Raw genomic sequence first — 24,415 nt, forward strand, 5'->3', positions numbered from 1 at the left:
AGCGCTTTAGTATCGGCTGATTTTTTTTAAGAACTCGGCAAAATCCTGTGTCATGCGGGTTCCTTTGGCAATGAGATTCCAATCTCTTTGGATGATGTTGCCGGTTTTTGTATCGGTCCATCTTCTGCGTTTGATGTGGAGTTTTACTGTTTTTCCACGAAGAGGAAAATCGTCAACGGTAATTTCCGGAACAAAACCTTTTGACTGCAATAACAGAGAAGAAAATTCTTTCGGAGCTGTATTTTTCTCGTCAAAGTAAATGTGGACGATTTTGTTTTCTTCTTCAACTTTTACAATCTCAAAATGCTCAATCAAGAGTTCAGGTAAAAATAATTTGAGGAGTTCGGCATCGTTTAACATTCCACAAAATTATCAATATTTTTTTTATCCCCAAGTTTTGAGATTGATCCGGAATATTGCAAACCGGCAGCAATGAAGGATATGAATACGACTGTAATGGAATGCAACTATTCACGCAGATGCTAACATATCATACCAAATCCTGTTAGAAAGATTTAAGTTACTGCAAAAAGATCATTATTTTTATACTCAATTTATAATGTTATGATGGATAATGATTTTATTTATTTAGACTACAATGCAACAACTCCCGTTGATCAGCGAGTAGTAGATGTAATGCTGCCTTATTTTAATAATTTATTTGCCAATTCAGGCAGTTCTCACCTTTTAGGACTTACTGTGAAAGAATCTGTTGAACAATCAACTGAACAGATCGCCAAACTAATTTCCGCCAACACGAAAGAGATCATTTATACATCCGGAGCAACGGAAGCCGTAAATTTAGCTTTAAAAGGAATTGAAAAAAAAGAAGGTAAAAATCACATCATTACTGTAAAAACTGAACATAAAGCAGTTTTGGACACTTGTCTTCATTTGGAACAACAAGGTTTTAATATTACCTATCTTAATGTTGGAAAAGATGGGCTTATTAATCTTGATGAATTGGAAAAACAGATTAATGACAAAACCTTGATGGTCTGTGTGATGTTTGTAAATAATGAGACAGGAGTTATTCAGCCGATTAAAGAAATTGCTGAGATTGCACGTCAAAAAGGATGTTTTGTTTTTTGTGATGCTACACAGGCAGTAGGTAAGATTCCTGTCAATGTAAAAGATTTTGGAATTGACCTGATGGCTTTTTCGGCTCATAAATTTTATGGACCAAAAGGAGTCGGAGCGCTGTACATTTCTTCAGAGCTTAAAAAAAATATGAATTCTCAGATCCACGGTGGAGGTCAACAATTCAACCTGAGAAGTGGTACGCTGAATGTTCTGGGAATTATCGGAATGGGAAAAGCAGCAGAAATTGCTATCGAAGAAATGCAGAAAGACGCTCAATACATTAAAGAATTACGAGATCTTCTTGAAAATTCATTATTAAAAATTCCCGACACTTATATCAATGGAGATAAAAATAATAGGATTTTCAACACAACAAATATTTGCTTTACCGGCGTTAATTCGGAACAGATGATCTTAAGGCTTGGTAACATCTGTGTATCGAATGGTTCGGCCTGCAACGCTATAACATCAAAACCTTCTCACGTATTGAAAGCAATGGGCATGAATGACCTCGATGCACTTTCTTCCATAAGATTTAGCTTAGGGAAATTCACTACTCAATCAGAAATTGAAACGGCAGTAGAAAAAATACAGAAAATAGTGTTTCAGTTGCGAAACGTTTAACTAATGTCCGGCTCCTTGTTTTACTGAAAAAATGTGTAAAATCTGCGGAAATAATGCCTGAACGTATTCTTTCACAGCACCTGAAGATCCGGGAAGTGTCAAAATCAGCATATCATCAGAAAATCCCGCTATTCCTCGGGAAAGCATTGAAGTTTTAACCCGTTCCTGTCCATAATTTCTTGCTGTTTCCATTATCCCGGGAATCTCTTTGGTAATAAATGGATGCACAGCTTCAGGTGTTACATCACGATCCGACAAACCAGTTCCGCCGGTAAATAATAAAAGATTGCAACCTTTATTTTTAAACAATTCAATCTGTTGACGAATTGCTGAAATATCATCAGAAACAACTGAATAATCAATAGTATTGATGCCTTGCTTTTGAAGTGCTTCAACCAATATTTTTCCGGATGAATCTTCTTTTATACCTTGCGAAACCGAATCGCTACACACTACAACTGCGGCTGTTAAATGCGTCACATCAATATTCTTCTGATTACTTTTTCCTCCTTGTTTTTCCAATAATTTAATATTTGAAATCTCAACATTTTTATCTATAGGTTTCAGCATATCGTAAATGACGAGCGAGGCAACTGATGCGCCGTGCATCGCTTCGACTTCAACGCCGGTTTTGTAAATGGTATGAACTTCCACTTTAATGTGAATATTTATTTCATCAAAATCATAGCTTATCGCAGCAAATTCAACGGGAAGAGGATGACAGTCAGGAATAACATCGCTCGTTTTTTTGATGGCAAGTAAAGCCGAAGCTCTCGCAAATTCCAGCACATTTCCTTTTGGAACTGTTCCGTTTTTTACCGCTTCAATTGTAGAAACTGATGATGTTTTAATTGTTGCAGCTGCGATTGCCTTACGAAGTGTGAAAGTTTTAAAAGTAATATCTACCATTTTTTTACTGATTGATTTTCCATTGATGTGTTTCGTCCTCAAAAATTTCTTTGCCCCAGATAGGAAGTTCGTTTTTTATGCGTTCTACCACTTCATTACAAGCCTTTGTAGCTTCATTTCTGTGTTTTGACGAGGTAAATACAAACAGGCAAATTTCTCCTGCATTCACAATTCCAAGACTGTGATGAATGTGCATACAAGTGATGTTATATTTTGCAAAAATCTCTTCTCTGATTGCGGTCATTTGGTTTAAAGCCAAATCTTGGTAAGCAGTATATTCTATTGCTTTTACCGTTTTTCCATCAATTTCATCAGCACGAATCTGACCTAAGAAAATCTGATGCGCCCCGATTTCCGTCTTTGTAGAATGTTTGGTGATACTTTCTGCTATGAATAGAGGCGAAATAGGACTGTGCTGAAATATATTTTTAATCTTATTCATTAATTTCTTGATTTAATTGAATGATTCCGCCTTCCAAATGGCTGATTGTATAATCCTGCCTCAAAATTTCAGTTAAAATCTGAGCTCCGATAAAACTTCTCTTTCCGGATTGGCAAACAACAATAATATTTTTTTTATTAATTTGATTTAAATTTTCCTTTAACTGAGATAAAGGTATTGATAAATAGGGCAATTCAAGCTTAGGAAGCTCATCAGTTTCACGGACATCAATAATAACTGTATCCGGAATTTCTGCAATTTCTTTGAATTCTGAAGAAGAAATATTTATAATTCCCTTTTGTTTAATTCCACAATGCAGTTCGTAATTCGTCTGTTCAAATTCCTTTAAGGTCGAGGGAATATTTTTTTTTGTTAAATTCTCTTTAGGAATTTGAAAAATTGCGGTCTGATAATCAAGAATATTAATTGTCATTAATTTATTGATTAATGGATTTCCCGTTCCTGTAATCAGTTTAATGGTTTCGGTAGCTTGTATCGTTCCTATAATTCCTGGTAAGACACCTAAAACTCCCGCATCATTGCAATCTGGAACTTCGCCAGGTTTTGGAGGTTCGGGAAAAAGATGTCTGTAATTTGTGGTAAATCCATCAGCATCGATGACATTAAAAATTGCAGCCTGACCTTCATACTGATAAATGGCTCCAAAGATCAGTGGCTTTGCCATCAGTCTGGAAACATCATCCAACAAATAACGTGTGGGGAAATTGTCGGTGCAATCTATTATTACATCATAATCCAATATGATTTCAACAGCATTTTTTGTAGTAATTCTTTCAGAAACAATATTAATTTGTACCTCCGGATTCATTGCATTTAGTCTTTCAAACGCCGCTTCGGTCTTCAATTTTCCAATGTCGTTTGAAGTGAATAAAATCTGCCTGTGTAAGTTACTTAATGAAACTTTGTCATCATCAATAATTCCAATGTTTCCAACTCCGGCTGCGGTTAGATATTGAAGAACAGGACAACCCAAGCCTCCTGCTCCGACAACAAGAACCTTAGCTGACGCAAGCTTTTTCTGAGCTTCTATGCCAAAGCTTTTCAATGTTATCTGTCTGTGATATCGTTCCAAATGCAACATAAATTATCCTCCTGAATAGGGTGGCATCAGTGCTACCACGTCGTTATTATTTAATTCTGTATTTCCTGAAATGATTTTCTCATTCACTGCAATTCTCAATTTTAATTCCCTTAAATCGGGAAATTTTTCATTGAGCTGTGCCAGCAACCTATCTGTATTTTCAGCTTTACATTCAAAATCTAAGCCTATAATCTCTTTCAGTCTGCCAAAGCTTATTATTTTTATTGTACTCATTAATCCACTTTTTTTAGTTCAATGGTTTTCAGCATTTTTACATATCTTCTGCCTGTCACAAAATCGGTAGGCGATAAGGTAGAAAAACCGTCCTTAGGTCTGCCCTCAACCTGCGGAATAACCAAAACATTGTCACCAACAGAAGTATTGAAGATTTCGTTCCATGAAAAAATGACTTTATAACCGTCTTCCGCTTTACAGACAATATAATATTCACTTAAAACCTTCGGCGACTTCTCTTTAAACGAAATTCTTGAAAGAACATCTTTAAGCAAAACACCCTTTATATTCTTAATTGTAGATTTATACTCCTTTACATGATTGGTTATCTGAATACTATCAAGGGTATGCTTAGGGAGTTTTCCCAGATCAGCAGTCGTCATTATTGTTTTTTCTTTATCTGGTGCGATGACTTCGATATTATTCTTCGCCTGTGAAAACGATAAAGTTGAGATAAAAATAGTAACTGAAAAAATTAAATGTTTCATTTATTTTAAATTGTGCTTGATATCAATTTATAGGAAGCCATTAAAAGTACTACTGCCAATACATATTTCAGTCCATTTTGACTTAATCTTTTTGAGGCTAAATAAGATCCTAGCAATCCTCCTGCAAATGCAAAGACAATATACAACAACATATTGCTGGTAAAAGCAATTTCTTTCGTAAACATACCACCTAAACCAGCCACAGAATTGACAAAAATAAAGGCCGCACTGATCGCAGCGGTCTGTTTCTGATTGGTCCATTTCAATAAAATAAGGACAGGAGAAAGCAGTATTCCGCCACCAATACCAATCATTCCTGAAAATAAGCCGATAACTCCACCGAAAATCAATGATAAATATATTTGAGGATTTTTCAGCTCATCCTCATTGGGACTTTTAAAAAAGAAAAACCGGAACACCGGGAAAAGTAATAATACACCTAAAATGCGTTTGTAAAGAGTATCTTCAATATGGATCATTCCACCAATAAACGCAAGCGGTATCGATGCGATCGCAATAGGAATAAAAATACGAAGCTTGAAATGCCCGCCTCTGTAATATTGAATGAAAGAAGTGAGAGATACAAATAAGTTGAGTACGAGTGCGGTTGGCTTCATCTCTTTAGGGGCAACTCCGTACAAAGCCATCAAAGCTAAATAACCGCTTGCACCGCCGTGTCCTACTGCCGCATATAGAGCTGCAATTACAAATAAAATAATATAAAAAAATTCCACACTCATTTTCGAATTCCTATTTTAATACTATGATGTCAACAATTTCATCCTTCTCACAACCTTCTGAATTTTCTTTTAGAATCATCAGACAATTAGCCTCGGCAAAAGACTGCAAACGATAAGATTCCTGCGCATGAAGCGGAGTGACCTTTCCGTCGAGATAAGTGGCTTTAAGAAAATGAGTAAGTCCGATTTTCTTTTGATATCTAGTTGTTGTAATGGCCTTGGTTTCTGTAGTTATTGACGGACGTTTTATTATTTTTGAAAGTAACGGAGCGATATATAAATAAAAACAGGTCAGGGCAGAAGATGGATTTCCCGGCAGTCCGAAGATTAACTTTTCTTCTTTAGTTCCAAAATAAAATGGCTTTCCGGGCTTTTGTCTTATTTTATGAAATTTCTGTTCAACTCCACACATTTTTGCAGCATCAATCACATAATCGTAATCACCCACACTTACGCCACCAACCAAAATCACAATGTCTGTTTTGGTAAGTGCCGAATTTAAAATTCTTTCGACTTGTAAAGAATCATCTTTTACCCAAAATGTCTCAATATGATTAATTCCAGACTGTCTCAAAACGCTTTCCAACTGATAAGAATTAGATTCAAAAACTTGCCCAAAATCAAGATTTTCGCCTGGCTTTACCAATTCAGTCCCAGTTAAAATTAAGGAGACAGAAAGCGGCGAATAAACTTGTACTTCAGTACATCCGATTCCCGCCAAATATCCGATTGCCGCAGCTGAAAGGTAACTTTCAGAGCTTATCGCAACGGTGTCTTTTTTAGCATCACTTCCGATAGGTCTTACGTTAGCGTCTTTTTCAAGATCATTATCTTCAATGATAAGCAAATCATCACCCTCAATTTTGACTTTCTCCTGCATTACGACCGTATCTGCGCCATCGGGAAGTGGTGCACCTGTAAAAATCCGATAAGCTGTACCATGTTCTAGATTAGCTCGTTCCGTAGATCCGGCAGGTATTTCGCCTACAATTTTTAGTTTTAAATCTTTATCTTCAAATCTAAGCGCATAGCCATCCATTGAAGATTGTGTAAAATTCGGGATATTGTATTTAGAATAAATATCTTCGCTAGTCGTGTATCCAAAGGCTTCTTTCAAAGGAAGATTCTGATGTTTTCTTTGTGGAATATTTTGATTGATGATTTTCTGAGCTTCCTGTATGCTGATCATTCCTTAGTTTTTAAATTTTCATAATCTGATGGCGTATCAATATCGATAGCACCTTGGTCAAAGGTAAAAATATTGACGTCATCCATATTTTGCTGAATGATTTTTTTTGCACCTTGTTCGCCGCTAAGATGTAGTAATTTTTTAAAATATTTTTTTGAAAACAATACAGGAACGCCGATCGTGCCTGCATATTCAGCAGCGATAATTTCTTTTGAAGAATAATCAGCAAGTTTTAACATTTCGATAAAAACTTCGCTTGAAAGATAAGGCTGATCGCAAACTGAAATAAAGCATCTTTCCATTTCCGGCAAATGATTCAATAAGATTTGCAGTCCAGATTTTATGGATGAAGCCATTCCGGATTCCCATTCTTCATTGACTGATATTAATGTAATTTTATCCTTAATTTGAAAAGCTATTTCACTGTGATTTGCACCTAATACAATGATGATTTTATTATTATCGAATACTTGTAAAGAGGTATCAACTATCCTTTCCAGCAGAGTTTTTCCCTGATAAAGTAACAGTTGTTTTGGCGACCCCATTCTTGTGGAATTTCCGGCAGCCAATAATATAATTCCGGTGTTTTTCATTATCCGCCAATATTAATCATACTTCTGTTCTGAATAATCGAAGCATTTATTTTTTCAAACTTTTCATTCAGTTGTCCACCCTGCGTTTTTGCTTTTGACCAAATTGCTGATTCTATAATCGGTACAATATCCTGTCCTTCTCTAAACGGAGTTAACAGATCTGTTTCTTTTTTTGAAAAAAGACAGTTTTTCAGCCTACCGTCTGCAGTAAGTCTTATTCGATTGCATCCACTGCAAAAAGGTTCGCTCATTGTACTGATAATGGAAAAACTTCCCTGATGTCCTTCGATGCTGAAATTTTTTGCTGTATCGTGAATGCCCATTGGCAAAGGTTTAAAATTGTATTTCTCTCGGATAATTTCTAGAATTTCTTTTTGGGTCATCACCTGATTACTGCTCCATCTGTTCCCGCTGAAGGGCATAAATTCTATAAAACGAACTTCCAAAAGCTGTGTTTTTGTAAATGCAATGAAGTCACAAATTTCATCATCATTAATTCCTTTCATCAAGACCACATTGATCTTGGTTTTGATGTTCTTTTCCAGTAGCAGATTTATATTTCTCATCACGCGGTCAAAATAATCTCGGCGCGTTATCTTTTGAAATCTGTCTTTCTGTAAGGTATCGAGACTGATATTAATACTGTGAAAATTAGATTGAATAATCTCAGGAAGAAGATCATCGATACGAATCCCGTTTGTGGTGCAGCTCAATTGAACAGGTAATTTAGCCAAATTGGTGATGATCTTTGCGGCATCTTTTCTTACAAATGGTTCACCACCTGTGAGCCTGATTTTATTAACGCCATTTTTAACAAAAAGCTTTGCTAGCATATCAATTTCATCCACCTGCATCAGTTTTGAATGCGGTGTAAAATCATAATTTTCTTCCGGCATGCAGTAAAAGCAACGGAGATTGCAGTTGTCCGTCAGCGATATCCGGAGATAATTGTGTATCCTTCCAAATTGATCTGTTAACATAATTTTCTTTTTAAATCCTGATAATGTCAGTATGAATTTTTTCTTTTTTATCTCTTAGCGATAAACCCTTTTTACCACTCAGAACCGCTTTAATTTCAGCAATGACCGAAATGGCAATTTCTTCCGACGTTTCAGCACCAATATCCATTCCAACAGGTCCGTAAAGTTTGTTTAATTCTTTTTCACCAACGCCGATCCCGTCATTTTTAAGATCTTCCAGCATTCTGTTAAGTTTAGTTTTGGGACCCAATAATCCTATATACTTTGTTGGCTGATCGATAATTAGCTTTAACAATGCCAAATCATAATTATAATTGTGGGTCATTAAAACAAAAACTGTGGCCTCGTCAATTTCAATGGTATTAATGATTTCCTCAGGCTTGGATAAGATAACTTCACTGGCAGTGGGAAATCTTTTTTTGAGAGCATGTGTTGCTCTTCCGTCCGCAACAATGGTTTTCCAGCCCAGAATAGAGGCTGTTTCTACGAGAGGTTTAACATCATTTCCTGCTCCTGCAATAAGCAGAGTCGTCTGTGGGGATATATATTGAAGTAAAATTTCACTTGAAGATATTTTACTCAGTACGCTTTGTTTCTTTTCCAAAACTTGTAGTGAAAGATTTTGTAATTCAGTATCTGTAATGAAATCTGAGGTTAACAAAGTTACTTTATGATTATTCATCAATCCGACAGTTCCGATCTGCATGCTTCTGTTTTCAATGGAAAATGATGTTATAACAATGGATGCCATTCTGTTTTCTATTGATTTTTCTAAAAGGTGAATTGGATTTTGAGCACAACTCTCATCAATATATTCGAATAAAATATGAACAATTCCGTTGCATCCCAACTGTACCCCAAATTCTACATCATCGGGATTATTCGTGTCATACGTAACGAGTTTTTTACTTTTCTGATGAATGGCAAGGACGGCTTTTCTCAATGCATCACCTTCCAGACAGCCACCACTGATAGCTCCTGTGAGTTGTCCGTCTTCTGTCACCAGCATTCTTGCTCCAGCTTGCCGGTATGAAGAGCCTGCAACTTTTACAACAGTAGCCAACGCTGTTTTTAATCCATCATTATGGGCTTTTTTATAGGCTTTTACGATGTCTTTGATCTCTTTCATGAAGATACATTTTACAGATTATTAAGTTTGTTTCACAGTAAGTATGTCTTTAATATGAAAAATATACTTAACTTTATTTATGTATATTCAAATTTACATAAATATTATATTTTTAAGTGGTTGTAATACACTAATCAGTAATATTGGTCTATAAAACCGTAATATGTATAATTGTATACTCAATTGATTTAGTGATTTTTGTTTACAATAATTATTCACAAATATAATTTCTGAAATATCATTATTAACTTGATAAAAAATAATTTATGGAATTAAAAGGACAATACAGTAGAAGAGGCTTCCTAAAAGTTTCGGGATTGCTGGCGGCTTTTGTAACTATTCCGTCTTCGGTAAAAGCTTTCTATCAGGATGTAAAGCAATATTTTATCCCCAAGAAAAATGTGTCGCGGCTTACCTTATCCATCAATAAAAAAAGTCATACGCTTTATGCAGATACCCGTACAACATTGCTCGATTTATTTAGAGAGCAGCTTAATCTTACGGGCTCAAAAAAAGGTTGCGACCATGGGCAGTGCGGTGCGTGTACAATACATATTGACGGAGAAAGAGCCTTAAGCTGCCTTACCTTAGCTGCAATGGCTCAGGGAAAAGAAATCACAACCATTGAAGGTTTATCAAACGGAAGCGAACTTCATCCGATGCAGAAAGCGTTTATAGAATGTGACGGTTTTCAGTGCGGTTATTGTACGCCCGGGCAAATTATGTCAGCCGTTGCCTGTGTTAATGAAGGACACACCGGTTCTGTTGATGAAATTAAAGAATATATGAGCGGAAATCTCTGCCGTTGCGGAGCATATAACGGTATTGTTCAATCCATTCAAAAAGTAGCAGCACAATGAGACCATTTAATTTTGAAAAAGTAAATTCTGTTGCTGAAGCTTCAGCTATGAAATCTGTGAATAAACAATTCATTGCGGGTGGTACCAATTTGGTAGACCTGATGAAAAAAAATATAGCACAACCGGAAACCTTGATCGATGTTCATTTAGCGTTAACCAATTCAATTGATTATCAAAACAATGTATTGATCATTGGCGCAGTTGCTAGTAACACTAAAGTAGCAGTTGATAAAGAAGTAATTGAAAAATTTCCTCTCATTTCTAAAGCTATTTTAGCAGGTGCCTCACCTCAAATCCGGAATATGGCTAGTTCTGCAGGAAATCTACTGCAACGGACGAGATGTCCTTATTTTTATGATATTACAACTCCTTGCAACAAGAGAAAACCAAACAGTGGCTGCAGCGCGGTTGACGGAAATAACAGAATGAGTGCCATTGCCGGATATAACGAGCAGTGTGTGGCGGTTCATCCATCTGACTTTTGTGTAGCTTTAGCTGCTTTGGATGCAACCGTAACAGCAGTGACAAAAGAACAGAAAGAGATTACAATTCCGTTTAAAGATTTTCATAAATTACCGGAAAATACACCGTGGCTGGATAATAATTTGCCTCAGGACGCTGTCATAACCAAGATAGAAATTCCAAATAATTCTTTCAGCAAACATTCAACATATGTCAAATTAAGAGATCGAAGTTCATATGCTTTTGCATTAATTTCTGTCGCCGCAGCACTAGATTTAAAAGGCAAAAGAATTAAGGAAGCCCGTCTTGCATCAGGAGGGGTGGCACATAAACCTTGGCGCTGGTACGAAGCCGAACAGTTTTTGAAAGGTAAACAGGCTACAGAAAATGTTTTTGAAGAGGCGGCAAAACTGGCAACCAAAGATTTGAAACCACTATCTGAAAATGGCTATAAAATACCCATGCTTCAGGGAGCGATTGTAACAGCGTTAAAAAATTGCATCAATCAATAAGTTGAATATATACATTAAAAAAAAGTAAATGTTATGGGATTAATTGAATTGATAAAAGATAAATTTAAAAAGCCGGAAGGGCGTGTGGAAGGGGTGGAGAAAGTAACCGGTAAGGGGAAATATGCCGCTGAATACGAGGTGAAGAATATGGCTTATGCTGTCTTGGTTGGAAGTACTGTTCCGGCAGGCTCAATACAGTCAATTTTGGTGGATAAAGCAAAAGAGGTAGAAGGTGTTCTCGATATAATTACCCATCTCAATAAACCTATAGTTCCGGGTTTGTCTACCGAAGAAAAAATTAAAGAGGCAAAATTAGGCCTGCCTGTTTTCCATACCAATAAAGTATATTTTAAAGGCCAGCCTATTGCAATGGTGATTGCAGAAACGCTTGAGGATGCCACTTTTGCAGCCTCACTGATAGAAACTGAATATCACAAAGAGAGCTTTAGTGTTGATTTTGATGCAACGAAAGAATCTGTATCGTTGAAGCCTGAAGGTAAGGAAAGAGGGAGTCAGGATAGCTGGCGGAATTCTCAGTTTATTATAGATCAACAATATAATATTAAAGCTGATGTACACAACCCTATGGAAATGCATGCAACGATTGCACATTGGACCGGAAATGACACCTTAAGGCTATATGACAAGAATCAGGGGGTGAATAATGTACAGAAAACCTTCGCCAAATTGTGGGCGTTACCTGAAAAAAACATTGAAGTTTTCAGTGAATTTGTAGGCGGAGGTTTTGGCTCCGGGCTTCGGGTCTGGCCGCATGTATTGGCATCGATAATGGCCTCAAAACAGGTCAATAGACCCGTAAAACTCATGCTTACTCGTCCCCAAATGTTTGCCGGGACAGGCTACAGACCTGCTTCCTGGCAGCGGATCAGATTAGGCTCAGATGGGTCAGGTAATCTTTTGGGGATTCTACATCAGGCAAAAAATGGAACTTCTGTATATGAAAATTTTAACGATGGAATTACCCGCGTCAGCAGATTAATATATAAACTACCCAATTTAAAAGCAGAAGCAGCAATTGTTCCATTAAACTTAAGCACACCTACCTGGATGCGGGGTCCCGGCGATTGTACAGGCGTGTTTGCCTTAGAATCTGCTGTCGACGAGCTAAGTTATCAACTCAAAATGGATCCTGTCGAATTAAGATTAAAAAATATTTCACTTGAAAAGCATCCGGATTCCGGATTACCATGGTCTACTCATTTCCTTGATGAAGGTATCAGAAAAGGTGCAAAAATGATTGGTTGGAATTCCAGAAAAGCTATTCCTAAAAGCAGTGTTGACGGAGATTGGTACATCGGTTACGGAATGGCTGTTGGGATGTGGAATGCCGGCAGGCAGGAAGCTAAAGCTGCCATTATTATGCATAAGGACGGCAGTATTACTGTACAAACTGCAATGACAGATATTGGAACGGGTACCGGAACGGGTATGCAGAATATTGCCCATGAAATTACGGGAATCTCTAAAAATAAAATCAATATTGAATTAGGAAATTCAACGCTTCCGCCGGCACCCAGTCAGGGCGGCAGTACAGGATTATCATCTGTGAGTGGAGCAGTTCATGATGCGAGCAATCAATTAAAATTAAAGTTGGCAGACTATGCTTCTTCAGTCAATCAAAACTTTAAAAATGCTGCTCTGGAAAATATTATTCTTTCAGATGAAGGAATTAGTTTAAAAGATAAATCAGTCATTTTTGTTGCGTATTCAGAATTATTCGAAAAAAATAATTTAAATGAAATTCGTTTGGAAGTTTCATCTAAACCGGGAAGTGAGCGTGAAAAATATGCATTCTGTTCATCTGCAGCTCATTTCTGTAAAGTAAGGGTGAACAAGAGAACCGGAAAAGTCAAAATAGAGAAACTTGCCGTAGTAGGAGACGGCGGAAAGATCATAAATACCCAGGCAGCGGCAAATCAGATGTCGGGTGCGGCAGTTGGCGGTATAGGGATGACTTTGATGGAGGAAAATCAGATTGATGCTAAATTAGGTACTGTAATTGGCAATGATCTGGCGGGATATCATTTTGCCGTTAATGCAGATGCGCCGATCATTGAGGTTGAATTCATCAATAAACCAGATCCCAATATTAATCCGTCCGGGGCAAAAGGTCTTGGTGAAGTCGGAATTATTGGAACAGCTCCGGCGATTGCTAATGCTATTTATAATGCTATTGGATTGCGTATGAGAGATTTGCCAATTACGCCTGACAAAATATTATTGGCATTAAATCAAAGATAAATCAATATTTCCGCTAATTATTTTAATTAAATTACCGGTAAATTATACCACATCAACCGTTATCTTCGCATAACGGTTCTTTTTTTGTAGTGCTTTCGTCATACCAAATCTTACGCTTATGGCAAGTAATGAAAAACAATCAGTTACACTCAATGTAAATGGTGAAGATCATCATTTGGAAATTTTACCTTGGGTTTCCCTGCTTGATGCTCTTCGGGAAAGAATTCATCTTACGGGCACAAAAAAAGGATGCGACCACGGTCAGTGCGGCGCATGCACTGTTTTAATTGATGGTAAAAGATCATTAAGCTGTCTTACCCTTGCCGTTATGAAAGATGGATCAGAAATTACAACCATAGAAGGAATTGCCAGTGACGGAACTCTTCATCCTGTACAACAGGCATTTATTGATCATGACGCTTTTCAATGCGGATATTGCACTCCGGGACAGATTTGCAGTGCCATCGGTTTGCTTAATGAAAATAAAGCCAATACCCGTGAAGAGGTTCAGGATCTGATGAGTGGAAATCTCTGCCGTTGCGGTGCTAACAAGGGAATTATTAATGCTGTAATGGCTGTAAAACAAGGGATGTCATGAATAATTTTACCTATACAAAAGCCACCGATATTGACAATGCTGTTGCATTGATTAATGCAGGTGATGACAACAAAATCATTGCGGGAGGTACTAACATTATCGATCTTTTGAAATATTTTATAATCGAAGCTGATAAATTGGTTGATATCAATAAAATTTCGGGGATTAATGAATTAACTGAACTCCCAGATGGCGGAATCCGGATTGGTGCGTTGCTTACAAATGCAGATACTGCATATCACCCTGTTATTGAAGAAAAATATCCTTTACTATCAAAAGCAATCTTAGCAGGCGCTTCTCCTCAAATCAGAAATATGGCCACCAATGGCGGAAATTTACTGCAGCGCACACGATGTTATTATTTTTATGATATTCATACGCCTTGCAACAAACGGGAACTGGGTTCCGGATGTTCTGCAATTAAAGGATATAACCGTATTCATGCTATTTTAGGACATAATGAAAACTGTATTGCAGTCTTTCCTTCTGATATGTGCGTGGCACTATCTGCATTGGATGCTGTCATCAATATTTCCGCACCGGATGGTGAGAGAGCCATAGAATTTTCAGGTTTTCATAGACTTCCCGAAGATAGACCAGATATTGATAATAATCTAAAGAAGGGTGAACTCATTACTTCGATTAATCTACCTGAAAAGGGATTCTCCAAAAATTATTCTTACCTGAAATTACGTGACAGAAGTTCTTATTCCTTTGCATTAGTCTCTGTAGCGACAGGCCTGGAGCTGGAAAACAAAATTATAAAAGAGGCAAGAATTGCCCTTGGCGGTGTAGCTCACAAACCATGGCGGGTAAAAGAAGCAGAAGATTTTCTTATTGGCAAAGAACCAAATCGGGAAAGTTTCAGTGCTGCGGCAGATCGTATTCTTAATGGCGCAAAAGGTTTCGATCACAACAGTTTTAAAATCGATTTAGCTAAAAAAGCAATTGTAAGAAACTGTATGATGGCACTTGATCCGTCATCCCAACGTCCGGGTGCAAAACCTTCTTTATAAATTATTATTAATTCTAAAATCAAAATTAGATGAAAAATATACCCTCTGTCGGAAAACCCATCAGCCGCCTCGAAGGTCATCTTAAGGTAACCGGAAGTGCAAAATATGCAGGAGAATATGAAGCACCAGATTTACTGTATGGTTATATTGTCAACAGTACCATTACCAAAGGGAAAATAAAATCAATCGATACCGAACATGTTAAAAAAATAGAAGGTGTGATTGAAGTTTTCACGCATGAGAATAAACCCTCCACTGCCTGGTTTGATTTCCAGTACGCAGATATGGATGCGCCTCCCGGAATCGTTTTTAAGCCACTGAAAGATAATGAAATAAAATACAATGGCCAACCTATCGCTTTGGTCGTTGCAGAAACCTTTGAAATGGCAAGGTACGCGGCTGCAAAGATCAATATCGTTTATGAAGAAGAAAATTTTGAGACAGATTTAAAAACTAATCTTGAAAAGGCAAGGGATCCTAAAAAAGGGATGGCATCTTTATTAAAACCGCCCCCACCAAAGCCTAACGGTGACTTTCAAAAAGAATATGATCATTCATTTGTAAAAACGGATAGCCATTTCAGCCACGGAACAGAACATCACAATCCTATGGAAATGTATGCGTCGACCGTAATTTATGAAGGAAAAAATAAGTTAAAGATTTACGATAAAACGCAGGGGACAATTAATTCGCAGATGTACGTTGCCAATGTTTTCGGATTGAAAATGAAAAATGTTCAGGTGATTTCTCCTTTTGTTGGTGGAGGTTTCGGTTCGGGGCTTAGACCGCAGCAGCAGCTTTTTATGGCGGTAATGGCATCTTTAGCCTTGAAACGTAATGTAAGAGTGACGTTGAGCCGGGCACAAATGTATATGATTGGCCACCGACCGCCCACATTGCAGCATACGAAATTCGGAGCTGATAAAAGTGGAAAAGTGAATGCGATGTATCACAAAGCCATCGGCGAAACTTCCCGCTTCGAGGATTATGTAGAGATCGTGGTGAATTGGGCAAATATGCTCTATCCAGCCGAAAATACTTTATTAGAACATCAACTTGTTCCACTGGATGTTTACAGTCCTTTGGATATGAGAGCCCCGGGCGGAAGTACCGGAATGCACGCCATAGAAGTTACAATGGATGAAATTGCTTACCAATTAAATATTGATCCGTTAGAACTAAGATTAATCAATTATTCTGAAATTGATAAAAGCAGCGATAAAGAATATTCCAGTAAAGAATTGAGGAAATGCTACCTCAAAGGAGCAGAAAAATTTGGTTGGAATCAAAGAAATCCTAAACCCCGCAGTATGAAACGGGGAAATAAATTGGTCGGTTACGGAATGGCAACCGGAATTTGGGATGCCAACAGGATTTTCGGTCGTGCGGAAGCAATCATGACATCAGATGGAAAAGTAGAAGTGAAAAGTGCTGTTACAGATATTGGAACCGGAACATTTACAATTATGACTCAAATCGCAGCAGATGAACTTGGGCTTCCGATTGAGGATGTTACTTTTTCTTATGCAGACAGTAAAATGCCTTTTGCACCGATTCAGGGTGGTTCATTTACCACCGCAACCGTTGGCCCTGCAGTTCAGGCAGCTTGTCAGGCATTAAATAAAAAGCTTTTTAAAAAAGCTAAAGATCTTAAAAATTCAGTATTGGGCGATACTAAATTTAATCAAGTTACCTTTAAAAACGGATTCACCATTCATAACGATAATCCAGAAATAAAAGTGAGCATCAGTGAAATTTTTGAAGCCAATGAAGGGAAACCCATCAAGACAACCAATTCTGCAATTCCTAATCCTTTAACATATGGCAAAAAAGCAAGAGCCGTTCACAGCGCCGTTTTTGTTGAGGTGGAAGTGGATGAAGAGCTTGGAGTTATTGAAGTCAGGAGAGCACTTACAGCAGTTGCAGCCGGAAAGATTATCAATCCTAAGACGGCTGAAAGTCAGGTTTTAGGTGGAATGATCTGGGGACTCAGCAAAGCGCTTCATGAAGAAACTATTGTAGATCATGAACTTGGAAAATACATGAATGCCAATCTTGCAGAATATCATATTCCCGTGCATGCTGATATTCATGATTTACAAGTATTATTTATCGATGAAGAAGATCAGTTTGTAAATGATCTGGGAGTGAAAGGAGTCGGTGAAATAGGAGGAGTAGGTATGCCTCCTGCTGTAACGAATGCTATTTTTCATGCGACAGGCAAAAGAATTTATGATCTTCCTATCCATTTTGATAAATTACTATAATTTACATTTGATATGTTTTATTACTTAAAGTTCAAATTGTGACAAGAATTTCTTGTGACTTAAAATACCGAAACTTTCGGACAGGCTTGTCAGATTTATTTCTCCAGAAGCGATGAAGAATTTGAAGAGATACCGCTATAGTATAACGTGTAGTAAAAAAAATTCAAAAGGATTAATTTGATAATTATTAAGAAATAAAGCCCCATTTGGAGCTTTATGAAATTAAAAATATAACTATTTTATCATCATCACTAACATTGTCCACTTGAATGACACTGTCTTTTAACAGCATAGCCGGAAACACTTGTGAAACTCCGTTTCTTAAATAATATAGCAAAACGCTGCTTGTTATCAATTAAAATTTTTCACAAAAAACACTTTGATTAGTCACCAAATATAGAAAAATAAGCTAACTCACCAAATAAACCTATTGCAAAAACTATCTACAATTGATTGGCTTATACAAAAATATTATTCATTGGTAGATGAACTCGCTGCATAAATACGTGTAGGAAGCAGGCTTCAATAATTAATCATCAGAAAACTAACAACTAAAATAAACTTCCTTAGAATTATTTTTTTAAATAGATTGTACTACCTCGTCCAATTCAAATCGGGATTTTGGAAAAACACTCGGGTGCATAAAATCACTTAAATCAGCATAGCCAACGGCCACTGCAAATAAAGGAGCATATCCATCTTGTACTAATATCTGTTGATAAGCTTCACGGTTGATACCTTCCATTGGTGTAGCATCAAGCCCCATACTTATGCAAGCACTTAAAAAATAGCCTAATGAAAGATAAACCTGATGTTCCATCCACGATTTTACGGCAGCATCGCCATTTGCCTTTATCATGGGTTCATAAAATCCTGTTCTCCAACCTTCGGGTAGAATAGAAATATTGCGTTTCTCAAAATGTTTAATCTCTTCCATTACACTGAACACTACTAAAAGACCTACATCGTTAATTGATTGTTCATTCATATAAGATTGAGAAGCCAATTCACTTTTGACATCTTCGGAAGTAACAAATGTAAATTTCCATGGCTGGCTGTTGATGGAAGACGGGCTTAAGCGGATTATTTCCTTTAGCTCGTCAATCTGTTCTGCGGAAATCTTTTTAATTGGGTTATACTTTTTGGTCGCATATCTGCGTCTGGCAAGGTCTAAGAAATTCATATCTTCTTTTTTTAAAATTATACTATACTTTTTACTGTTGCAAAACTAAGTATAGTGTTTTACCTTTGCAATAACGGTCAAAATTGATAGTAACAGATGTATAGTATAGACGACAAACAGTATCCCTGCAGCACAAGCCTCACAATGAAGTATATAGGTGGCAAATGGAAAGCGGTAATTCTTATTCATTTAATCGAAAAAAAACGATATAGTGAATTGAGAAAAGAATGCAAAGTGATTACCGAGCGGACATTAAGCTTACAGTTAAAAGAAATGGAAGAAGACGGTCTAATTACTCGTACTGTTCACACCAGCAAACCACCATTGAGAGTGGAGTATGAGCTGACAGAATTTGGCGTAACGCTAATTCCTTTGCTCAAAGCTATTGCACAATGGGGAACGGAAACCGCAGAAAAGAATAAGCGCATAAAGGTAGCGGAATAGTGTGAGAATATTTTTATTTGCAGATATTTCCAATAAATGATTGAAACCATAAGGCTGAATGACTACAATAATTATTGATGTTTTTTCTACCAAATATAAATCTTTAAATGTCGTGACCTGTCCATAAAAAGACAAATTTGGATAATTTATAATTGTCTTGCCATGAGCGTTTTGAATAATGACGCAGTTTTGTTTAAACGTCCTAATTAGCTTTTCTCAAAAGGCCAGTGATAATTGCTGCGATTAGTAATATAAGTTTGAGCAAGGAACCAGAATCAGCAACTCTCTAAAAAATAAACTTACTCTAATTTATAAATACAGCTTTGACTTAAGTTTTGCAGCTTCATTTGATTATTATTTTAAAACAAAGCTGTCTAATTGAGGAGACGTATTATTTTTAATTCAAGAAATTAGTTTATTGAAGATTTGAATCATAAAATGAAATAGAAGTTATGCCATAAATTTGTTAGAATTTAACCTCTACAATATGCTTATTGATCTCGATTTACTACGTGCCCACGGAGGTACAATTCATACCTATGACTCTCATGATTATATATTTCAAATAGAAGAAACCCCTAGGTGCTATTATCAAATAGTTTCAGGAGATGTAAAATTAAATTACACCAACGAGGATGGTAAAGAATTGATCCAAAGCCTTCTGACTAAAGGAGAAAGCGTTTGTGAATTGCTTCTGTTTGTTGATCATAAATACCCTGTAAATGCTGTTACAATGTCTGATTGTACCATTATGAAAGTACCGAAGGTAGAATTTTTACATATGTTAGATGAACATCCTCGTGCAGCAATAGATGTTCGAACCTATATATCAAAAACGCTATATCAGAAATTTATTATGATGCAGAATATTGCATCTACTTCCGCAGAAGAACGTATTAAAGGTACCTTAAAATATTTTAAAAGTTTTTTTCCGGATAAAACTCCATTTTCATATGAAGTCAAGCTGACAAGACAACAGTTTGTATCAATTACCGGATTACGTACAGAAACCGTTATCAGAACTTTGAAAAAGCTTGAGAAAGAGGGATTTGTAAAAATAGAAGATCGGAAGGTGTACTTTTAAGTAATAGGAACTATTTTCTGTCTCTAAGTGCCCATCACAATACATTATGCTCCTCTGTCTACCTGATCTTTTATAATTTTTCTTTAATGTAGATAGCCGTTACTGCCAATATTTCTTTTTAGTATTTCAAGAAGGTCTGCCTGTCTGAGAGGCTTGGGAAGGAAGTCAGTCATACCTGATTCAAGGCATTTTTCTTTCTCACCCAGAATATTTCCGGCTGTAACCCCTATGATGGGTATATTTTCGTATCCGGGCAGCATCCGTATTTGTTGTGTCGCTTCGATACCGCTCATGATTGGCATCTGAACATCCATAAGAATAATGGAAAAATGCTTTTTCTTACACGCTTCTAAAGCTTCCAGACCATTGACAGCTTCCGCTAAGTGTGCATCTGGAGCCAGGGATTTCATCATCCTGTTATTCAATACCATATTCACTGGATTGTCATCTACCAAAAGAACATCAAGTTCAGGCTCAAATGCATAAGAAGCTTTCTCGGACTGATCCTCAGGAATTTCTACTACATTACTCTGGGGTGCTCCTTGTAGGGCTTTGTATAAACCATTTGATGTGATTGGTTTCAACAGGAAATATGTATTTTCTCTTTCGCGAATTGAAGTAATTACGTCTAGTTGATCCGATGATGAAGAAAGTATGATGAATGGAGTATTTTCTTTTTTCTTATGAAAAAGTTCTATAATTTTATCTATTGTTTCCAATCCTGAAATAACCGGCATATAATAATCCATCAGGATTACGTCAAACCGATCTCCCTTCAGTAGAATTTTCAAAGCTTCCATTCCATTAGCAGCCAGCGTAGATTCTATATTCCTATAAGCAAGCATCTGCTGAAGAATTATCCTGTTGTTTTCATTATCATCTACCACCAAAGCTTTTTTGATGGTTATATCTTCATCTTTTCTAAACTCAGAAATCTCATATGGAACCTCAACGTCGAAGAAAAATACGGAACCTTTTTCTGGTGCACTGATCAACGATAAATGGCTACCCATATACTTGAGAATATTGTTCGAGATCGTAAGGCCGAGACCTGTTCCTCCATATTGTTTGCTAATAGAACTGTTCTCTTGTGTAAAAGCATTAAAAATATATTTCTGTTTTTCGACAGGAATACCTATGCCTGTATCTCTTACAGAGAAGCGTAAGGCAATATTTTTATCATCTATGCGTAACTTTTCAACTTTCAACTCGATCTCTCCCTTTTCTGTGAATTTCACTGCGTTGCCCAGAAGATTAATCAGGATCTGTTTTAATCTTGATTGATCAATGATAAGCGTCTTTGGTAGTCCGGGCTCGATATTAAGGAGAAGCTCGATATTTTTTTTCCTAGACTGGTAGAGAATGACATTAATCACCTGGTTCACGGTTTCATAAAGATCCATTTTTTCAACTAAGAGATCCATTTTTCCTGACTCTATTTTCGAAAAATCAAGAATATCATTAATGATGTTGAGGAGATTCTCTCCAGATTCATTGATATACTTCATATATTGTGCCTGCATCTCATTCAGTGGCGTCTTGAGGAGAAGATCTGAAAATCCGATGACCCCGTTCAAAGGAGTACGTATCTCATGGCTCATATTAGCCAGAAACTCAGATTTTGCTTTGCTTGCTATATCTGCTATTTCCTTGGCCTTTTTAAGTTCTTCATTTGCCATTATGGCTTTTGTAATATTTTGTACGGAAATAATGATACCTCCGATTTCATCTTCTGTGAGATACCATGGTCCGACTTTAAGGTCGTAATGCTGAATTTCTTCCCGACCGTCTACCTTTATAGGAAAGTTACCATTTATATAGGTTTTTCCTAGCAGAGCATCTTTATAGATTATTTCTCTTTCTTCAAAAATATCCGGAGATATGGTGAAGAGATTATTTCCGATAAGATCGACACCGGTCACATTGAATTCTTCTCTCCATTTAATGCTTACAGACAAATAGTTAAGGTTTTTATCAAACATTGCCAGAGGAATAGGAACGTCAGTGACAAAAGACTGCATCATGGCTTCCTTTCTGGTCACTTCCAGAAACATTTTTTTGAAGGTATCAATATTCTGAATGATTCCGAAAACCCTTTTGCAGACATTACCTTCAAATTCGGGAATTCCTTTTAATCTTACCCAGATCATAACACCGTCGTACCGGACAAGCTGAAACTCCTCGTCAAAGGGCGCTCCTTCTTTTATGGCCATGTCGAAAAGATATTTTATTTTTTCTCTGCTTTCTTCTTGATAGAATCTGATGGCATTTTCGAAATCCGGAACGAAATCATCTTCTATTTTATGAATATCTCGTGTACTCTGAGACCAGAAAAAGTTGTTGGTCTTCATGTTCAGTTCCCAGCCTCCGACTTGTGCTACCGTACTTGTTTCCTCAAGAATTTCTTTCGTGTAAAACAGATCTTTTTCTAATTTCTGCCTGCGGATAATGTCAGATTTTATTTGTTTGTAGAAAAAAATTGTAACACCAATAGCTGCAAGAGCAGAAAAAATGATGAATAAAACTGTCGATTTGGAAGACCTGTTGAGATCTTTATTTTTAATAGCCAATTGAGCTTCCTCATATTTTACAAATTTCTCAACAAGTATACGGCACCTGTCCATAGTTGTCTTATTTTGTAGAAGTTCTTCCGGGGTCATTAATATTCCCTTTTTTCGATTTTGAATTAACAAAATATCCTCTTCCATCATCATTTTGGAAGTACGAAAGAGTTCATTGATAAGCTCTATTTGATGTTTATCTTTGATATTCAGCCTATTTTCATTGGAAATAAGCGCTGGATATTGCTTTACACTTTCGTTAAAGGGATCCAGAAAATCTTCCTGACCCGTAATTTGATATCCTCGGTTACCTGTCTCTGCATCTAAGAGCGAATTTAAAACATCTTTTACCAGACTTATAGATTCCTTGCTTTTTAAAAAGCTTTCCCTATTCTCCATTTGCTTCTGTATGCTAACATAAGATGCTATAGAACTCGCAATTAGCAGTAATAAAGAAAGTACGACACCAATCTGAAGATTTCTAATAATTTTTTTCGGCATTGAAATTAGTTTAATGATAATGTAAATACAAGTAATCGCTTCTTCACTTTACTGAAACGCTACTTATCCCATATATTCTGTGATCATTTTGAGTTGCCAACAAGCTCATGATCATTTGAACATAAGAAAAATTAACCACATGATAAAAGTATGGCAAATATCTTCATTTTTAACATATGAATTACGATTATCAAAAAAATAAAGGTTATTCTTTTGAAATACTTATGCAATTTTTATCCTTTTTAAAGTTTCAAAAGTGATATGTTTTAGAAAGTTGATTGAGACCAAATAATATTGCTGTTTTATACCGAAAACGCTATATAAGAAATTTATTATGATACAGAATATTGCATCTGTTTCGTTAGAAGAATATGTTAAGGGAATCTTAAAATATTTTAAAAGTTTTTTCCCAAGATAATATCTACTAAATTACCTCACCAAAATTTCCATAAGCACCAGCAAAGAAATAAGTTTTTTAGATGATTTATATTCGGGAGTTAATTCTTCCCTGATTTTACCAATAGCCTTGCTTAGTTTATTGCTCACTGTTTTATTGCTTAAACCTAAAATCTCTGCTGTTTCGTCGACCGACAAATTTTTACGGATTCTCAGATCATAAATCTTTTGCTCAGTAACCGGAAGTTGCGAAACGACTTCATCGATCATACTGAAAAGAACTGAAATATCATTTTCTTCTAGTATTTCGAAATAATCCGTGTCTGTAATGTCGATAGAGTTTTCGGCCTCATCAATACGCAATGTTGAGGATACGTTTTTATGACTGTTGAAATAATCGATCACTCTATAGTGAAGATATTTTACAAGATATCCTTTGGCACTTTCCTCATTATTGGTCTGGATACTTTCTGTATTTTCAAGAATTTTTATCCAAAGGTTCTGCAACAGCTCTTCGGTGACCTCTTTATCTTTTGTACGTGCAAAAACAAAACGGTATAAACTGTCCCAATATCGCTCATAGAGTGTCATAAAAGCAGGTCGGTCGCCTGTTTTTATTTTATGTAGTAATATTCTGTCTGTTGGGTTCATAATGATGTTGCAAAATTACCTAAAGGAAAATTAACGTTTTGTGAACTTTAAAGAATCCCATGTTAATTATTTTGAAGAAATGACGCTTATAATATGAATCAGATA

The 24,415-nt window shown here is 36.5% G+C and carries 23 protein-coding genes; 9 read left to right on the top strand and 14 right to left on the bottom strand.

Annotation, left to right across the window (positions count from 1 at the left end; translation table 11 throughout):
* Nucleotides 1-6: 6 nt before the first annotated feature.
* On the bottom strand, nucleotides 7-360 hold the full coding sequence (locus EG358_RS10910; protein ID WP_076561346.1) for an ISAon1 family transposase N-terminal region protein: 354 nt from the start codon (nucleotides 358-360) through the stop codon (nucleotides 7-9).
* Nucleotides 361-564: 204 nt separating this feature from the next.
* On the opposite strand from EG358_RS10910, the gene EG358_RS10915 reads away from it, so the two are divergent.
* The gene (locus EG358_RS10915; RefSeq protein ID WP_076562836.1) at nucleotides 565-1,707 is read left to right on the top strand and encodes a cysteine desulfurase family protein; all 1,143 of its coding nucleotides are present in this window, start codon (nucleotides 565-567) and stop codon (nucleotides 1,705-1,707) included.
* Here the strand turns inward: EG358_RS10915 and moaCB are convergent, their stop codons facing one another.
* The 10 genes from moaCB to EG358_RS10965 are packed head-to-tail and all read right to left on the bottom strand — an operon-like array spanning nucleotide 1,708 to nucleotide 9,513.
* Nucleotides 1,708-2,616 (bottom strand): bifunctional molybdenum cofactor biosynthesis protein MoaC/MoaB, encoded by a 909-nt coding sequence (gene moaCB, locus EG358_RS10920; RefSeq protein WP_076562838.1) that lies wholly within the window; start codon nucleotides 2,614-2,616, stop codon nucleotides 1,708-1,710. It lies immediately after the preceding gene.
* A gap of 4 nt (nucleotides 2,617-2,620) precedes the next feature.
* Nucleotides 2,621-3,058: a molybdenum cofactor biosynthesis protein MoaE gene (locus EG358_RS10925; protein WP_076562839.1), complete on the bottom strand. Its 438-nt coding sequence runs from the start codon at nucleotides 3,056-3,058 to the stop codon at nucleotides 2,621-2,623.
* On the bottom strand, nucleotides 3,051-4,160 hold the full coding sequence (locus EG358_RS10930; RefSeq protein ID WP_076562841.1) for a HesA/MoeB/ThiF family protein: 1,110 nt from the start codon (nucleotides 4,158-4,160) through the stop codon (nucleotides 3,051-3,053). Before EG358_RS10930 ends, EG358_RS10925 begins: the two co-directional genes overlap by 8 nt.
* A gap of 3 nt (nucleotides 4,161-4,163) precedes the next feature.
* The gene (locus tag EG358_RS10935) at nucleotides 4,164-4,394 is read right to left on the bottom strand and encodes a MoaD/ThiS family protein (protein WP_076562842.1); all 231 of its coding nucleotides are present in this window, start codon (nucleotides 4,392-4,394) and stop codon (nucleotides 4,164-4,166) included.
* Nucleotides 4,394-4,882: a hypothetical protein gene (locus EG358_RS10940; protein WP_076562844.1), complete on the bottom strand. Its 489-nt coding sequence runs from the start codon at nucleotides 4,880-4,882 to the stop codon at nucleotides 4,394-4,396. Before EG358_RS10940 ends, EG358_RS10935 begins: the two co-directional genes overlap by 1 nt.
* Before the next feature lie 5 nt (nucleotides 4,883-4,887).
* Complete coding sequence (locus EG358_RS10945) at nucleotides 4,888-5,622, bottom strand: sulfite exporter TauE/SafE family protein (protein ID WP_076562846.1); 735 nt, start codon at nucleotides 5,620-5,622, stop codon at nucleotides 4,888-4,890.
* 10 nt (nucleotides 5,623-5,632) lie between these two features.
* Nucleotides 5,633-6,811 carry a molybdopterin molybdotransferase MoeA gene (locus EG358_RS10950; RefSeq protein WP_076562847.1) on the bottom strand — a complete coding sequence of 393 codons (1,179 nt, stop codon included), beginning with the start codon at nucleotides 6,809-6,811 and terminating at the stop codon, nucleotides 5,633-5,635.
* Nucleotides 6,808-7,404 (bottom strand): nucleotidyltransferase family protein, encoded by a 597-nt coding sequence (locus tag EG358_RS10955; RefSeq protein WP_076562849.1) that lies wholly within the window; start codon nucleotides 7,402-7,404, stop codon nucleotides 6,808-6,810. Before EG358_RS10955 ends, EG358_RS10950 begins: the two co-directional genes overlap by 4 nt.
* Complete coding sequence (gene moaA, locus EG358_RS10960; RefSeq protein WP_076562850.1) at nucleotides 7,404-8,384, bottom strand: GTP 3',8-cyclase MoaA; 981 nt, start codon at nucleotides 8,382-8,384, stop codon at nucleotides 7,404-7,406. The genes EG358_RS10955 and moaA overlap by 1 nt, the downstream gene beginning before the upstream one ends.
* A 10-nt stretch (nucleotides 8,385-8,394) precedes the next feature.
* On the bottom strand, nucleotides 8,395-9,513 hold the full coding sequence (locus EG358_RS10965; RefSeq protein ID WP_076562852.1) for an XdhC family protein: 1,119 nt from the start codon (nucleotides 9,511-9,513) through the stop codon (nucleotides 8,395-8,397).
* Between the two features lie 266 nt (nucleotides 9,514-9,779).
* Here EG358_RS10965 and EG358_RS10970 point away from each other — a divergent pair, with 266 nt between their 5' ends.
* From EG358_RS10970 to EG358_RS10995, 6 genes are all read left to right on the top strand, one after another.
* A complete protein-coding gene (locus EG358_RS10970; RefSeq protein WP_076562854.1) occupies nucleotides 9,780-10,373 on the top strand; it encodes a (2Fe-2S)-binding protein in 594 nt (197 codons plus the stop codon).
* Nucleotides 10,370-11,347 (top strand): FAD binding domain-containing protein, encoded by a 978-nt coding sequence (locus EG358_RS10975; RefSeq protein WP_076562856.1) that lies wholly within the window; start codon nucleotides 10,370-10,372, stop codon nucleotides 11,345-11,347. Before EG358_RS10970 ends, EG358_RS10975 begins: the two co-directional genes overlap by 4 nt.
* 33 nt (nucleotides 11,348-11,380) lie before the next feature.
* Complete coding sequence (locus EG358_RS10980; RefSeq protein WP_076562858.1) at nucleotides 11,381-13,609, top strand: xanthine dehydrogenase family protein molybdopterin-binding subunit; 2,229 nt, start codon at nucleotides 11,381-11,383, stop codon at nucleotides 13,607-13,609.
* Nucleotides 13,610-13,727: 118 nt separating this feature from the next.
* Complete coding sequence (locus EG358_RS10985; protein WP_076562861.1) at nucleotides 13,728-14,207, top strand: (2Fe-2S)-binding protein; 480 nt, start codon at nucleotides 13,728-13,730, stop codon at nucleotides 14,205-14,207.
* On the top strand, nucleotides 14,204-15,223 hold the full coding sequence (locus EG358_RS10990) for an FAD binding domain-containing protein (RefSeq protein WP_076562863.1): 1,020 nt from the start codon (nucleotides 14,204-14,206) through the stop codon (nucleotides 15,221-15,223). The genes EG358_RS10985 and EG358_RS10990 overlap by 4 nt, the downstream gene beginning before the upstream one ends.
* 29 nt (nucleotides 15,224-15,252) lie before the next feature.
* Nucleotides 15,253-17,490: a xanthine dehydrogenase family protein molybdopterin-binding subunit gene (locus tag EG358_RS10995; protein WP_076562866.1), complete on the top strand. Its 2,238-nt coding sequence runs from the start codon at nucleotides 15,253-15,255 to the stop codon at nucleotides 17,488-17,490.
* A gap of 580 nt (nucleotides 17,491-18,070) precedes the next feature.
* On the opposite strand, the gene EG358_RS11000 is transcribed toward EG358_RS10995, so the two are convergent.
* The gene (locus EG358_RS11000; RefSeq protein ID WP_076562868.1) at nucleotides 18,071-18,673 is read right to left on the bottom strand and encodes an NAD(P)H-dependent oxidoreductase; all 603 of its coding nucleotides are present in this window, start codon (nucleotides 18,671-18,673) and stop codon (nucleotides 18,071-18,073) included.
* A 96-nt stretch (nucleotides 18,674-18,769) separates the two neighbouring features.
* Here EG358_RS11000 and EG358_RS11005 point away from each other — a divergent pair, with 96 nt between their 5' ends.
* Nucleotides 18,770-19,117, top strand: coding sequence for a winged helix-turn-helix transcriptional regulator (locus EG358_RS11005; RefSeq protein WP_076562870.1), 348 nt, complete (start codon nucleotides 18,770-18,772; stop codon nucleotides 19,115-19,117).
* Between the two features lie 487 nt (nucleotides 19,118-19,604).
* On the top strand, nucleotides 19,605-20,201 hold the full coding sequence (locus EG358_RS11010; RefSeq protein WP_076562872.1) for a Crp/Fnr family transcriptional regulator: 597 nt from the start codon (nucleotides 19,605-19,607) through the stop codon (nucleotides 20,199-20,201).
* A gap of 83 nt (nucleotides 20,202-20,284) precedes the next feature.
* Here the strand turns inward: EG358_RS11010 and EG358_RS11015 are convergent, their stop codons facing one another.
* Nucleotides 20,285-23,263, bottom strand: coding sequence for a response regulator (locus tag EG358_RS11015; RefSeq protein WP_076562874.1), 2,979 nt, complete (start codon nucleotides 23,261-23,263; stop codon nucleotides 20,285-20,287).
* 429 nt (nucleotides 23,264-23,692) lie between these two features.
* Entirely contained in the window at nucleotides 23,693-24,310 is a 618-nt protein-coding gene (locus EG358_RS11020) for an RNA polymerase sigma factor (protein WP_076562876.1), read from the bottom strand.
* Nucleotides 24,311-24,415: the final 105 nt, after the last annotated feature.

Origin of the sequence: Chryseobacterium indoltheticum (genome assembly GCF_003815915.1) — a bacterium.
GTDB classification, from domain to species: Bacteria; Bacteroidota; Bacteroidia; order Flavobacteriales; family Weeksellaceae; genus Chryseobacterium; species Chryseobacterium indoltheticum.